Source organism: Enterococcus sp. C50, assembly GCF_040887505.1.
GTDB lineage: Bacteria > Bacillota > Bacilli > Lactobacillales > Enterococcaceae > Enterococcus_B > Enterococcus_B thailandicus.
The window spans coordinates 85,626-99,996 of record NZ_JBFOFW010000006.1 but is presented as its reverse complement, the minus strand read 5'-3'; the positions used below and the strand labels follow the sequence as shown (position 1 = coordinate 99,996).

Annotated in this window: 15 protein-coding genes; 10 read left to right on the top strand and 5 right to left on the bottom strand. The window is 31.4% G+C overall.

Features of this window, described 5'->3' with window-relative positions; genetic code table 11:
• The first annotated feature begins 201 nt into the window (after nt 1-201).
• From AB3I20_RS09265 to AB3I20_RS09225, 9 genes are all read left to right on the top strand, one after another.
• The gene (locus AB3I20_RS09265; protein WP_271027153.1) at nt 202-405 is read left to right on the top strand and encodes a helix-turn-helix domain-containing protein; all 204 of its coding nucleotides are present in this window, start codon (nt 202-204) and stop codon (nt 403-405) included.
• 171 nt (nt 406-576) lie between these two features.
• Nucleotides 577-1,488 (top strand): ParA family protein, encoded by a 912-nt coding sequence (locus AB3I20_RS09260; RefSeq protein ID WP_271027154.1) that lies wholly within the window; start codon nt 577-579, stop codon nt 1,486-1,488.
• On the top strand, nt 1,478-1,900 hold the full coding sequence (locus AB3I20_RS09255) for a hypothetical protein (protein WP_368027202.1): 423 nt from the start codon (nt 1,478-1,480) through the stop codon (nt 1,898-1,900). Before AB3I20_RS09260 ends, AB3I20_RS09255 begins: the two co-directional genes overlap by 11 nt.
• Nucleotides 1,897-2,661, top strand: a complete 765-nt coding sequence (locus tag AB3I20_RS09250; protein ID WP_271027156.1) for a hypothetical protein — start codon at nt 1,897-1,899, stop codon at nt 2,659-2,661. The genes AB3I20_RS09255 and AB3I20_RS09250 overlap by 4 nt, the downstream gene beginning before the upstream one ends.
• Nucleotides 2,662-3,770: 1,109 nt before the next feature.
• Nucleotides 3,771-4,034 carry an uberolysin/carnocyclin family circular bacteriocin gene (locus tag AB3I20_RS09245; protein ID WP_067484535.1) on the top strand — a complete coding sequence of 88 codons (264 nt, stop codon included), beginning with the start codon at nt 3,771-3,773 and terminating at the stop codon, nt 4,032-4,034.
• On the top strand, nt 4,018-5,190 hold the full coding sequence (locus AB3I20_RS09240; RefSeq protein ID WP_368027201.1) for a hypothetical protein: 1,173 nt from the start codon (nt 4,018-4,020) through the stop codon (nt 5,188-5,190). Before AB3I20_RS09245 ends, AB3I20_RS09240 begins: the two co-directional genes overlap by 17 nt.
• Before the next feature lie 71 nt (nt 5,191-5,261).
• The gene (locus AB3I20_RS09235) at nt 5,262-5,711 is read left to right on the top strand and encodes a hypothetical protein (RefSeq protein ID WP_368027200.1); all 450 of its coding nucleotides are present in this window, start codon (nt 5,262-5,264) and stop codon (nt 5,709-5,711) included.
• Nucleotides 5,711-6,301 carry an ATP-binding cassette domain-containing protein gene (locus AB3I20_RS09230; protein ID WP_368027199.1) on the top strand — a complete coding sequence of 197 codons (591 nt, stop codon included), beginning with the start codon at nt 5,711-5,713 and terminating at the stop codon, nt 6,299-6,301. The genes AB3I20_RS09235 and AB3I20_RS09230 overlap by 1 nt, the downstream gene beginning before the upstream one ends.
• Nucleotides 6,298-6,795, top strand: a complete 498-nt coding sequence (locus AB3I20_RS09225; RefSeq protein WP_071869003.1) for a hypothetical protein — start codon at nt 6,298-6,300, stop codon at nt 6,793-6,795. Before AB3I20_RS09230 ends, AB3I20_RS09225 begins: the two co-directional genes overlap by 4 nt.
• Before the next feature lie 86 nt (nt 6,796-6,881).
• Here the strand turns inward: AB3I20_RS09225 and AB3I20_RS09220 are convergent, their stop codons facing one another.
• The 4 genes from AB3I20_RS09220 to AB3I20_RS09205 form a co-directional block, all read right to left on the bottom strand.
• Complete coding sequence (locus AB3I20_RS09220; protein ID WP_231885453.1) at nt 6,882-8,192, bottom strand: GHKL domain-containing protein; 1,311 nt, start codon at nt 8,190-8,192, stop codon at nt 6,882-6,884.
• Nucleotides 8,189-8,347: a hypothetical protein gene (locus tag AB3I20_RS09215; RefSeq protein WP_157495874.1), complete on the bottom strand. Its 159-nt coding sequence runs from the start codon at nt 8,345-8,347 to the stop codon at nt 8,189-8,191. Before AB3I20_RS09215 ends, AB3I20_RS09220 begins: the two co-directional genes overlap by 4 nt.
• On the bottom strand, nt 8,344-8,916 hold the full coding sequence (locus tag AB3I20_RS09210) for an accessory gene regulator B family protein (protein WP_067484547.1): 573 nt from the start codon (nt 8,914-8,916) through the stop codon (nt 8,344-8,346). Before AB3I20_RS09210 ends, AB3I20_RS09215 begins: the two co-directional genes overlap by 4 nt.
• A 93-nt stretch (nt 8,917-9,009) precedes the next feature.
• The gene (locus AB3I20_RS09205) at nt 9,010-9,726 is read right to left on the bottom strand and encodes a LytTR family DNA-binding domain-containing protein (RefSeq protein WP_218657998.1); all 717 of its coding nucleotides are present in this window, start codon (nt 9,724-9,726) and stop codon (nt 9,010-9,012) included.
• Between the two features lie 561 nt (nt 9,727-10,287).
• Between AB3I20_RS09205 and AB3I20_RS09200 the strand changes: the two genes are divergently transcribed.
• On the top strand, nt 10,288-11,736 hold the full coding sequence (locus tag AB3I20_RS09200) for a helix-turn-helix domain-containing protein (RefSeq protein ID WP_067484550.1): 1,449 nt from the start codon (nt 10,288-10,290) through the stop codon (nt 11,734-11,736).
• Between the two features lie 12 nt (nt 11,737-11,748).
• Here the strand turns inward: AB3I20_RS09200 and AB3I20_RS09195 are convergent, their stop codons facing one another.
• Complete coding sequence (locus AB3I20_RS09195) at nt 11,749-14,301, bottom strand: HAD-IC family P-type ATPase (RefSeq protein WP_368027197.1); 2,553 nt, start codon at nt 14,299-14,301, stop codon at nt 11,749-11,751.
• Between the last annotated feature and the right edge of the window lie 70 nt (nt 14,302-14,371).

Here is a 14,371-nt window from a genome sequence, read left to right as displayed (position 1 = left end):
ATATTGACCTCATTAATAATAAAAAATTAGCATAGCTCAGGGCACTTTCTAAATTTGGAAAGTGTCTTTTTGTATAGGGGTAATACAAGAATAAATATGAAAATTCGAATTTTTCTTGGTAAATATTTTAATTTCATCTTTATTACAGATAAAAAATGTTATCTTTATTACAGATATCTATAATGATTGTAGGTGAGTAAATTGAAGTATAAGAATATTCGTTCAATAAGAGAAGATAATGATATGACACAGCAACAAATGGCTGAAATGTTAAATATTTCTCAAAATACTTATTCTCAATATGAGACAGGCAAAATTGAGTGGACAGCAAGTACATTGATTAAGATAGCTGATTATTTTGATGTTAGTTTAGATTATTTACTTGATAGGACAAAGAAAAAATGATTAGTTACTTAATTTTTATGTGAACTAAATAAAGTCTGTATAATTATTTCCTTTTATTTAATATTTGATACATGAAATATTAGTAATATAGTAAAAGAAAGAGGCAGAGATTTGTGACATATGTATAAATATAGAAGAGTTTATTAACGAAGAAATGGAGTGTGAGGTAATATGTCTAGTACAATAATATCAGTATTAAATATGAAAGGTGGTGTTGGGAAAACGACTTTATCATGTAATATTGCTATTGAATTAGCAGATCGAGGGAATCGTGTTTTGGTTATAGATTCTGATCCGCAGTTTAATACAACTCAAACCCTGTTTAAGTTTTATACTAATAGTGTAGATAAATATAATGAATTACGAGAAGAAGAGTTAACTATCAAGAGTATATTTAATCAAAACCAAAGAAAAAGTAGATTAACACGAGAAAAAGAGCGAACAGAACAGAGTTTAATATATAGCTTTCCCGACGTGGAAAAAGAATGGGGAATACAAAAAGGTTTATCATTGATACCCGGTGATTTAAGTTTAATAGTAGATATTAATGCAGCAGGAGCTGACCGATTTAAAGCATTCTTTTTTAAAGAAAAACTTAGTGAGAATTTTGATTTTATCATTATTGATTGTCCGCCAACTTGGGGAGAGTTAACTTCAATATCATTAACTATATCAGATTACTATTTAATTCCTACAAAATTAGATGAATTTTCTACTATAGGTATAACAATACTTTCAGAGTTATTATCAGAAAAAGTGGCTGCTTCAGAAGGGAATCTGAAGTGTTTGGGTGTCGTTTACATGATGTTAAATGAAACAACTGCTGAAAATGGGATTGCTCGAAGAAATAGACCTTTTAAAGAAGCAATAGAGAACTATTTTCCAGAAATGAGTGAAGAAGTTTTTTCTGATGTCAAAGAATTTCAAACTGTTATTTACACTAAACAATCTATAGCTACTTCTTCAGTTGTATATAAAGTATATAATGATAGGTATCCAGAACTTTCAGAAAGAATCAAAGATTTAGTGGATGAAATTGTTGGAAGATTAAAGCTGAAGGAGGAAGAGAATTATGGACAATAAAAACTCTACGAATTTATTGAAAAGTAGTAAATACTCTATGCGTGAAAAAAGATATGTATTTATAGGTACTCTAACAGAAATGATTTTTGATAAAAAGCTATTTCCAAAAAATAAGGATTTACATGAATATATAAATATATATGAAAACTTATTGGGAATAGATCCTTATAAAGATTATCTATACAAATCAAGAACCAACTTAGCAGCTAGAATAGTTAAAGACTTATTCTTTAATGCGAATGAAGAATTTATGGATACAAATGAAATATTAAAAAAGTCAATTTCTCAGCATCTATTTTTCCTGGAAAATCATTCGGAGCAAGTAGTAAATGATTCAAAAATTTTGAAAAGAAAAAAAGAAGCAACTTTATTGGATGATGTGATTAAATCAAAACAAGGTAATCGTAAATGAGCTATTTAGATGAAGTTGGTGCTGACTATAAGAGACTAAAAAGAATTTTAAATGAGTCTTTTGGAAAGTTACAGTGTTTTGTAGATGAAAATTTTGAAGAATATAAATTAGTAAGTTATCATTCTGGACTTTTTAAGCTTAGGGAACTCATATCAGAAAGTGAAAACCTTCCTAAAGAAGCTATTAAAGGACTAGATAATGGAATTAGTGATTTTTTAGACTTTATTTGGTTGATCTATGTAGGAAGATACAAAGCATCTATTGCTTCTTTAAGAAATGGTCTAGATATTTTTGGAAGAGGGCTAATAAGAATGAATAATAGTTCTTTAGAGACAAATTCTTTTTCAAATAATATCGAAAAGGTTCTTAAAGAAGCACGATTAAGAGAAGAAGCAAAACTTCACGGTGTTAAAAACAAAAAAGCGCATAAAAAATATATCAATGAAGAGTTTACAGAAAAAATTGTGAGCATGTATGGGACCTTGTCGGACTCCATACATGGTAAAGATGAAACTACTGCTAATCTATCTCACTATATCGAAAGTAGTTTAGACTTTTCTGGTAATCAGGATGCAGAAATATTTAATGAAGTTATTGAAATTGCTGGCGAAGTAATCCGATCATTATTATCAATATTTATTTTCACGAATTATAACTATCTATATAGTAGAATGAACACTTACAAACTAAATTTGATTATAGATACACTAGGAGACCCCTTCAAGAGTTATAAATACAAATATTTAAGTGGTGTGTCCTAAATATTTGTTTTTTTTTCATTATTTTTGATGTGATAACCATGCGAAGTAATCCTGTTTTTATCAATGAAATATCTTTGGAGCAAATTGTTAAAATGAGTATAGTATATTATGCATTAGAAAGTGAATTTAAATATTATGGAGAAGGTATGGTTGTTGAAATAGTCTTATTCTGATTCACGCATATTTTTTTGGTACGTCTTTAGGTACGAAGGTCTTAAAATGTGGTGAAATCCATTAAAACCATACCTGTTGAAAAGTTGCTCGATCCATTGCTGTTAATGGGTTTTCCAACTGTTTCAAAATCTCTGATACAGAACCAGGTCTTAAAAAAGCTCGTAAAGCATCTCAATTCTCAAAACGTTAATATATCTTATATATCAACATTTCAGACACTTTCCAATTTTTGGAAGGTGTCTTTTTTTTATTTATTACGACTTCGAATCTATAGGTTAGAGGCAACTTGCTTCTAATTATCATCTTTTTCGTCTAATCAGTGAAAAACTAGTTCTGCTCGTCCAACAAAAATTGAGGATCTAACAAATGAGATACGTTATTTCACGAAAATTGTAGAACAGTGAGCCTCTTTCCAAAAACTTTCATCTTCGTAGACTGAACTGCGCAATTCTCACTACACGGTTTTTGTACATTTTTGAACTAACTTGAGAAATTTTCCATCTTTAGAATTTTGTAAAGTCTTGTTGAGCCAAGCGTGATCTGTTTTTCATAAAAAAGTCTTTTTTAAAGAAAACAAATAATAGTTTATGGATAAGTACACAATTAAGCATGAGATCATCCAATGAGAAAGGATGAGATTGAGTCTAAAAGCACCTAGTACGTGCTAATAGGCTATCGTGTTTTTTAGTACGGCTGTAGATTGCTAGAAATTAGGATACTTTACCAATTAGGCACTTTAAACTGTTATTTAGGTAATTTCTAAAACATGGAACTTTTCAACGAATAAACTAAAAATATCTTATTAATTGATCAATATAAGAAAATAGCTTCAAGGAGATGATGAACCTGCTTTCTCACCTATTTATGGATAGCTAGGTGATTTATTCAGTGGTGGTAGTAACAGTTTTTAAATAATAAAACATGGAGGAAGTATTATGAAAAAGAATTTATTATTAGTTTTACCAATTGTAGGTATCGTAGGATTATTTGTGGGTGCACCAATGCTAACTGCTAACCTTGGGATCTCTTCTTATGCAGCAAAAAAAGTTATTGACATAATTAATACTGGTAGCGCAGTCGCTACAATCATTGCTCTTGTCACTGCTGTTGTTGGAGGCGGCTTGATTACAGCTGGGATTGTTGCTACAGCGAAATCATTGATTAAAAAATATGGAGCTAAATATGCAGCAGCTTGGTAAAAACGTATTAAAGGCGACTATCAAGTCGCCTTTAATTTTCCCAAAAAAACTTCTTTTAGCGCAATATCGGAAACGAATAAATTGGCCATGGTCAACAAAATCATTATTTTTTGTCGCTTCGAGTGTTTACCTTATTTCAGCACTACTATTGGGATTTTTTGATTCCGTTTTTTCTAATGTCATATTTTCATTCAGTGTTTTCGTCTTGCTACTAAATTATAATTTGCCTTTGACTAGTGATGTCTTCAACATGAAAAAATTCAGGGTAGTATTAGCGAATAATCATGGAAAAAAGAGATTTCTTTTATGGTTAATCCTTTATTATAATCCTTTTATTTTAGTAGGCGTTCTGTTTTTTGCTTCTTCTGTATGTGCTAGTTTCATTCAAGGTAATTTTATTCATTCGATTGATCTATTTTTTCTATTCATTCTGTCAATTCAAGTGTTGATTTCAGAAATAGTTATGTCAAGAAGAGGAAAGACAGTCACAACACTTCAATTAGTCTTTTTTTTAGCTACAACTATTTTGCAGATGAATCTTATTATTAAATATGTGCTTTATCTTTTATTGTCAATAATTGGTTATTTGTTTTTTAGGAATCCTAACGATTTTTATTTTCAAAAAGTAACTAAATCTAAAAATAGTACTAGTCGTTCTGTCTTAAAAACGATGTTATACAACGTAATATTCAGTGATAAGAAGCAAAAGATATTCATGCTGGTGCCAGGGGTGATTGCGCCATTAATCGCTAATAAATTAGGTGCTTCGTTTTCCCCTGCAATTACTTTTATTTTAATGTTACTTGTCCAATACGAAATTGTAATTGATAATCAGCTAGAAGATTTCGAAGTACCATTAGCAAAAATTAAAGCTCTAAAATCTGCAAAAATTTCATTTTTTAAAAGATTTGTTTCAACTCTATATTTTAAACTGTCAATGTTCACTATTTTTATTATTTTGATTGCAAATTATTTTTACTCTCGAAATTTTATTGAGTTTATTATTCCGAGTATCGTTGAGACTATCTACATACCGTTAATGTCCATGTATTATTTTTTCTTTTTGGAAAGAGAATTGATGACAAGATCTCATATAAATTCAGTTTTGCGTGAATTTTTGCCGATTACGATTATCTTCACTTTCTTTATTTTTTAGGATGGGGAGGAATTCTTATAGATACTTTAGATGTAAACATTAATATAAAGAAACGGGTAATACTATTTTTTGTGGTTTCAATTTTTATTTTTCTAATTCTATTCTTGTTTTACCAATATAGTGGAATTTTACAAACTGAAGAGTTAGTCTCAACCCCTCCTGTAAAAGGGATAGAATACGTTGAGGCCATTGTTGTCAACAATCTACTAAATTACTTACAGTATTTATTTTTTCCAGTTGCTCCGGTATTAATTATTAAAGACGATATCCTTCTTTCTGTACCTATTGCGCAATCTGCAATCAATTTTGGGGTGATTCAAACATTAAAAAATTTATTTCCTCATGGATTTTTGGAGATACCAAATATTCTTTGTTTTCAATTTTTGTCTATAACCATGTTTTATCAATTATTTTTTAAAGGCTGGAAAACTTTAGTACCAACTTTTATGAAGCTTCGAAAAGTATATTTAGCTTCATTATTAGTTATTTTAATTGCTGCAATAGTAGAAGGGGTATTCTAATGATAGAAATAAAAAACTTGAAAAAAAAATATACAAATAATCAAATTCTCAATGAGCTGAATTATACTTTAAAGGATGAAATTTACGTGCTATACGGAAAAAACGGAGTAGGAAAAACTACGTTAATGAATTTATTAACAGGGATAGAATCCCCAGATTCAGGAGAAATAAAAAACGAGTCAGGATTATCTTCCTTATATTTAGAAGCGGTAGGAATAGGAATGTCTGATATGTCAATCAGAGATAATATTAAATTGCTTTACTGGTTATATGGGGAGCGATGCACAGATGAAATTCTTGAATTGCTTTCAGAAACTTTATATAGTAAAGAACAGCTTGATACTGAGTATGCTTTAGCTTCTTTAGGAATGAAATTAAAGGTTGGTTTATCACTACTATATGCAGCCAAAGAGTGGGGATTGATCGTACTTGATGAAACATTATCTGGAATTGATCCACAATCTAAGAAAGTTATACTTGAGCAACTAAAAACTAAAAAATGTCCAGTAATTATAGTATCTCATAACTTTGATAATATAAATTCATACAAAAAAATTGAGCTAACGAAAGAAGGAATAGTAAATCAATGAAAGACAATATATTTTTTAAAGTGATTATGTCAGTTTTCTACTCAATTGTATTGATGTTGATGTTAATAGAGCTAATTACGAAACCGATATTCAAACCTGTATTTGATATAGCTGTTCACGAAACGGGAATACCTGCTAGTAAATTGCTAATAATTTGTGGAATTGCAATCTTTTTGTTTGGTTTTGTTTTACTTTTTTTTCAAACTGGAATTTATTTTATGGGACTTAAACTTTTTAACACTTCAAAAGAGAATCTAACTAAAATCTTTCCTTCAGTGACGCTTTCGATGAGTATTGTTGGAGTGATATTTTTATTTGTTTCAATGTTTATTGACGTTACTAACTCACTAGTTTTATTGACTACCCCAGCAATCGTTTTACTTTTAAATAGTATTATTTATTACATTCTTTCGAAAGATAGAAAAGGATTTTTAATCATATTGGTTATCTCAATGGTAATGTATGCTATGAATGGTTTAGTAAATAGAATATAAAAAAGAGGCTGTGAATATTCTGCATCCTTCAAAAAAGTTAGGTTTTAGTCTAACTTTTTGGGGCGGTGCATTCACAATCTCTTTTTTTATATTTTTATGGTTAATTTTTGAGAGAAAATTTGGTTTTCAATGGTTGTTTCTAAATCGTAGTTATCGTTTTCTTTAGTTATTTGATTTACATAAAGTAGTCCTAGTCCATGATTGTTTTTATCGCTTTTTGTGGTATATCGTTCTTTTTTTTTGTTCATTTCAGGGAAGGTTCCTTCAAAAGAGTTTTCAATAATAAAATTAGTGCTATTGATATCTTTGTTGATAGATATCCAAAGTGATTTATCTTCAGTAGGGATCGTATTTTCAATCGCATTATCTAATAGAATAGATAAAATACGTACTAACATGACTAAGTCAACTGTTTGATCAAAAAATATTGGCTGATTGATTGAGAGAAAAACGGATAGGTTCCTTCTTTTTGCATACTCATATTTATAACTAACTAAGCTTTTTATTTCAATATTTTTAATTTTTGAAAGAGCTGTATTTTGTTTACTTATATTTAAAAGGAACTTTTCTGTAGGTGCCAGCACATGCTCATAAGTATCCTTAATTTGCGCCAGATCCTCATTAGCAATAGCTATTCTAAGTGTGTGGAGTATATTTAAATAATCATGCCGAAACATTGCTAAATCATCATTTAAACGCTCAATCTCGTTATTGTAGTCACTTAGATTTCTCAAAAGTAAGATATTCTGTTCGTTCTCTGTGTGATGTTTTCCAAATTGGATAAGTACCAAAAGTGTAAATAATCCAAGTGAAAAGAACAAGTACATTAGTCCCTTGTCATTCAAAAATAAATCTTGGATAAATTCTATTGGAGCATAACTTGTTGTCAATTCAGAAAACAATACGAGCAAGAATATATTTATAAGTATCATTGGGATAAGATACTTATTGGGTCGTAAATAATCTCGCATTGAAGCGACTTTGTCTGGCTTTGCTACCCTGATTATAAATATATTAAAAGTAAGAAAAATGATGTTTAAAACAGAGACTATTAGTTCTTCTTTTGAATAATTCCTAAAGATGATTGTGTTGATAGATTGTTCGGTAAAATTCAAAAAGGCCGAAATCAATACAGTAAATATACTTAAAAATATGACTAAAGTTTTCTTTTCCTGTTTTTTTAAATAAAAACCAATCAGAACTAAAATTGCAATAACAAAAATATACTGAAATTGAGGGAAAGAGGAGGAGCCAATTACAAAAAGAAAAATAAAGATCAGTATAGCTGAAATTGCCTTATGTTTAAATTTAGTTTGAGAACTTCCTAACAGAAAAAAGTATAAAGAGGTAACAAAGTAACTGGATAAAAATGCCCCAATTAAGTAGAAAATAATCATTTTTTTATTTTAGGTTTTTCTACTTCATAAAACCATTGCCCCATAAATTTAGGTGATGTAATAGCAGTAACATCAATCGCTCCCTTTTCAGCTAACACAGCTGCATCCACTTTCTTTTCAATTTTTTCTTTGAAGTAAGATTTTAAACTTTTCATTTGTAAGCATCTCCTGTAATAAATTTTTTTAATGGAGGATAAATCATTAACGATTGTAATACTAATGTGTAAACAAGAAGATTTTGAATTTCATTAGGACAAAAGATGGAAATGATGAAAATGCCTAAATTTACACTGATCGCTTTAACTTTTGTATTCAAATTTTTTTCTTTTGTAGTTTTCATTTCTGCAGCGTTAAACTGTGGGGCATAAATAGCAGTTAGCACTAAGACTACAATCCCTATTATTGCTAAAGCAAAATAAGAAATTTGGAAATTCATTTTTCCAATAAAATAGGGAATAACTACATAAAAAAGTGCATTTAAAACGGAGCAACCCAGTTTAGATTTTGAATGCCAACCTTTTGAATATTTGCGCGTTACTGTCATTAAAAAGCCTACAATAATGGTTTCTTTGAAAGTCTTAAATAAAGCAGCCAATATGATTATTTCGCAAAGCTTCTGTAACCCTACTAAATAGCATTCAATATAATATCGAGTGTAAATTGATCTTTCGTCGTTATCATCTACTGAAATAAGGAAAATTTTTTGTGCGATGTAGTTTACCATTAAAACTTAATCCCTCCATATAAAAAATATAATAACCCAAATTTTCCCCATTTTAAGATGATCGTCCTATTTGACCATTAAACACTCCTAACATCACAGTATTAACTGTGTGATCTCTTTATAATATTTTCTAGAAATAGGAATTTGGTTCCTACTTTTGGTTTTAATAAGTTTATTTTTACGATCGATATCAGTAATATTATTTATGTTAACAATATAAGAATGATGTACTCTTTTAAAACTTTGATGTAACGGTAATATCTCACTTAACGAACCATAAAACTCCTTATAGAAAGATATACCGTAGATAGCAATTTTGTGCATTCCGATACTTTCAAAATAGCATATAAGAGAAGGATCGAGTCTAAATATATTTGATTTGGTTTCTATTGAGATGAAATCAGAGGTATTAGTTAATGCTTTTGAGTTATTATATGCTGAAACACAGTTAGCAATCTCAGTTGTAAATGTCTCTAAATCATCATTTTTATTGATGAATGTATAAGCATTTACGAGATATTTGTATGATTTCAAGGCAAGTTCATAGTGACTTGAAACAAAAACGATTAGCCCATCTTTATCAATTTCTCTAATTTTTTTCGCCCCATTAAAACCGCCTTCGATTTCTTTGTGTAGATCAATGTCAATGAAATACAGGTTCATTTCACTGTTTAAATATATTTTTTCATATATGCTTTCGATGTCTGAATGAAGATGAATTTGTTCATGAGGATCAAGTATCTTTTTTTCAAGAATTTGCTTTAAATAGATACCCTGAACAATATTGTCTTCTAAGATATATATAGCCAAATGATCACCCCTAAATTCATTATTATCATTAAAAACGTTTTATGCTTAATTATCGTACGTATTAAATATAAATAGTATATCATCTCATGGATTTTAATAGAACCCGTCTTTAACTGCTAGAGTCGTTGCGAACTCATTCGCTTACGAATATAGTATGGGACAGAGACTTTTAAGGCAATCGAGTACCATTCCATTCTATTTTTTCAAGGCACTTTCCAGGTTTTTGGAAGGATTATTTTTTATGAATGTTGCTTGTAATGAAAGTTATTCTGGAAAGTAAGTACTAATTAACTACCAAAATTCAAATTTAGTTTATCCCTTACCAAGTTAAGTCTTTCCATTTTATTTATTTAAAATTATACTTAGTAAAGTAATGAAAACGATGTCGGAAACCATGAAACTGCTACAAATCAGGGAATATCGAATCAAAATTCAATCATTTAATTAAAGTATGGATATAGATCAAAAAGATGAAATAACTATTTTTCAGTTGGTTTACACATAAAAAATTTGTCACACCAATTTTTACGAGCTGATTATTTTTTGGAAAGGGGGCTCCGTATGTACTCATTAGTGAAACAATTTATAACAGAAAAAGATTTATATCGACAGGTGTTATTGTTGGAACAACTTCTTAATAATTCACAAGTTACAGTCAAAGAGTTAGCCGAAAAAATCGAAACGACGGAACGAACCGTTTTTTCAGATTTGAATTCCGTTCGTAGTTATTTACCTTCTGGTTGGGAAATAGCTACAGACAATAATGGCATCAAATTGATTAGTGAAATTACAGTTGCAACAAATGATATTTGGGAAGTCTTCTTGCCACACTCGATTACTCTTCAATTAGTCAAGGAGCTACTCTTTACAAAGGAATTAAATTTATCCGATTTTTTGTATAACACAGGAATCTCAATGGAAACACTCAAACGCCACACCACAAAGGTCAATCAGAAACTAAAAAATTATCATATTCGCATTCGTTTAAAAGGCGGAACAGCACAGCTAGTTGGAGAAGAAAGCTCAATTCGGATTTTTTATCATAGATTACTTTTGCCATTTACCCATAATAATTATTTTTTTGAAGACTATTTTATTCACGAAGATCATTATCAATACTTTTTAGCGAAAGATATCTCAACTAAACTGAAAGTTGAAACAGAACAGATATTTGGCATTTGCTGGTTCTTTATCAATACGATCAGAATCAAGGCGGGTTGCCAGATCAACCAATTTTCATTTAATCAGAAGGATCCACTGTTATGTTTATATGTCCCATCATTAAAAAAGTTGTATAAAAAAGAAGGCATTTATCTTGAAGAATCAGAACTGTTTTTTGCTTTCTTCTGTTTTTTTGAAAGCTGGAATTATAACAATGAATTTGGTGAAGAAGTGAAGACTGTTTTAAATACTGACTATCCTAACTTACTTGAGAAAGCACAAGAAACGGTTCAAAAATTGGCTGAAAAACTCAATCTTCCCAAATTACACGAGACACACTTGAAGTGTAATTTATTGATCCTATTATTGAAATATGCTGAGTCACCCAGTCTTTCAGAGCAGTTTCAATTAGAGTATCAAGAACTGTTGATTCAACAAAATGAAGCATATCCCATCGTCCAAATGATAGGGGAAGAACTATTTCAAGAATTATTGAAAGTCGCATCGATTAAAGAGCAAGCATATTTTGTGAATATTTTTCTTTTGTTGTGCCAGCAAGCAATTTTCTCAATCAAAACACACACCATAACTATTTATCTTATTTTTCAAAGTGAACCTGCTTGGAAATTATTTTTACAACAAGAGTTGTCTGATTATTTAGGCAAACGGATTCGCATTGAACCAATTGAATTGACTCAATTAAATGAGCTCACGTATCAAGCCGGTGATTTGATTGTTTCAAATATCCCAATTGATAGTTCTCCGTTACCGGTTTTTTATCTTTCATTGATACCTACAAAAAATGAGCTCAGTCGGTTGACTGAACTCACGAATCATTCTTACATCTAGCCAGGTCTTCTCTTAGGAGACAGACTCATGGTTAGGTGCTTTTTTTTTGCTTAAAAAATTTTTACTGATTTTTTTCTCAAGCTCAACGATGAAAAACAGAGCCAATGCGTTGCCAAAAATCAATAATTGTTGGTTAAGGGATAAGCTAGTTGTGCCAATCAATTGTTGAGCAGCTGGTAAGAAAATCACGATTGCTTGAAGGATGAACAAGATGCCTAGTGAAATAAACAGGGCTTTGTTTTTCCAGATGCCTTGGTTGAGTGAAGGATCAAGTAATTCGCGACAATTAATCATGTAGACTGCTTGACCTAAAACGATGCTTTGTAACAAGACAGTTTGTTGTAATGCAGCGCCATCGAACTGAATGGATAAGAGGTAGGCAGGCACCATGATTAACAAGGATACGTAGAATATCCGAAAGCCATTATACAGTGACAAGATGCCAGCATTTGTTTCTCTAGGAGGGCGCTTCATCACGTTTGGACTTGCTTTTTCAAATCCTAAAGCGTAGGAAAGTGTAATGGTCGTAGCCATATTGACCCACAAAATTTGAACAGTAGTTAGGGGAAGTGGACGGTTCAACAATAAAGCAACAATCACGATTAGCCCTTGTGCTAATGCGGTGGGTAAGAAGAAATTGATTGTTTTTTGCAAATTATCAAAGAGTCTGCGTCCTTCTTTGACTGCTTTAGCAATCGTATGGAAGTCATCATCAGCTAAAACCATGTCTGCGGCTTGTTTGCTGACCTCACTACCTTTGATTCCCATAGCGATTCCAACATCTGCTTTCTTTAGTGCTGGCGCATCATTGACACCATCACCAGTCATCCCAACAATTTCGTCATTTTTTTGTAAAGTTGTGACGATTCGTAACTTATGTTCAGGCGTTGTTCGAGCAAAAACATCAACTTTTTGGACTTGTTTAGCAAGTTCTTCATCTGATAACAAATCGATGTCGACACCTTCTAACACATTTTCTGTGTGCTTCAATCCAATTTGAATGCCAATGGCTTTAGCTGTTTCTTTGTGATCTCCTGTGATCATTTTGACTGAAATTCCAGCTTGCTGAGCTTCTTTGACGGCTTGGATCGCACTCTCTTTTGGAGGATCAATGATACCAGATAAACCAACGAAGTTCAGATTGGTTAAAAGCTCATGGGTTAATTCTGTAGGCTCTGTGAAGGTCTTGTAGGCGAAACCAAGAACTCGTTGGCCTTTTTCTGCTAATTGTGTAGATTGTTTTTCCCAATTTAATTTTTCTTGTTCAGTTAATTGTGATTTTTTCATCAAAACTTCTGGTGCGCCTTTGATAAAAACAAGAAATTGCTTGTCGATAGAATGTGCAGTGGCCATGTATTTGTAACTTGAGCTAAAAGGAATCTTGCCTAGAACTGGTTTTAAAGTTAACTCATCATTTTTGACGTAGTTTAGTAAGGCTAATTCTGTTGGGTTCCCTTTTAATTGCTCGATTGGTTGATCGTCTTTAGTCTTTAATTCTTGACAGTTGTTCATGATCTCTTTCATCATTTGTGGTTCATCAGTTAAGACGTCCATCACGGTCATTTCGTTTTTGGTCAATGTTCCTGTTTTATCGGAGCAAATGACGGTCATCGAACCTAGTGTTTCAATTGTTGGCATGCCTTTGATGATAGCATTTTCTTTTGCCATTTCTTTGACGCCCATTGAAAGGATCATTGTTAAGACAGCGGGTAATCCTTCTGGAATCATTGAGACAATCAGTGCAACTGAAGCAGAGAACATCAGATTCAATTCCAGTCCGTATCTTAAACTAGAGAAGAAAAGTAAGAATACGATCAGGGCCAAAATGCCTTGAAAAATGTATTTATTTAATTGGTGCATTTTTTTAATAAGAGGGGTTGTCTGCACTTGTACAGACTGAAGTGCCTTGTTGATTTTCCCAATCTCAGTTTGATTTCCAATTTCGACAACGATACCTTGGGCAGAGCCTGTTTGAACTAATGTGCCAGAAAATGCCATATTCACTTGATCTCCTGTTGGTGATGTTTCTTCAATCGTGGCACTTTGCTTTTCAACGGCTAAAGATTCCCCGGTCAAAATAGCTTCTTCAATGGTTAAATCGTGTGTGTCAATCAAACGTAGATCTGCCGGGACAACATCTCCTGACTTTAGGATAACAATATCTCCTCGGACGAGTTGTTCCGCATCAATCGTTTCTTGAATACCAGCACTAAGGACGACTGATTCTTGTCCCATCATATTTCTGAGCCCATCTAAAGAGTCTTCAGCTTTTCTTTCTTGCCAGTAACTAATCAACCCATTGATAACGACTACTAACAAAATAATACTCCCGCCAATGATATCTCCGGTGAAAAACTTGAGTAATGCGGCAATCATCAAGACAATCATCAATAAATCCGTAAAATGTTTCGCAAACTTTTGCCATGGCTTCAATTGTTCTTGCTTTTCAATTTTATTTAATCCATCAGTTTCTAAACGAGCTTGACGTTCCTGTTGTGTCAGTCCAGCTGTTTCAGCACGTGTTTTTTGCTTCACTTGTTCAGTTGAAAGTTTATACCATTTCATCTTGTTTCCTCCTGTAATTATTTACTTGATACCTTAAGTATATAGAGAAATTTTCTGATTTCTGGTCGAT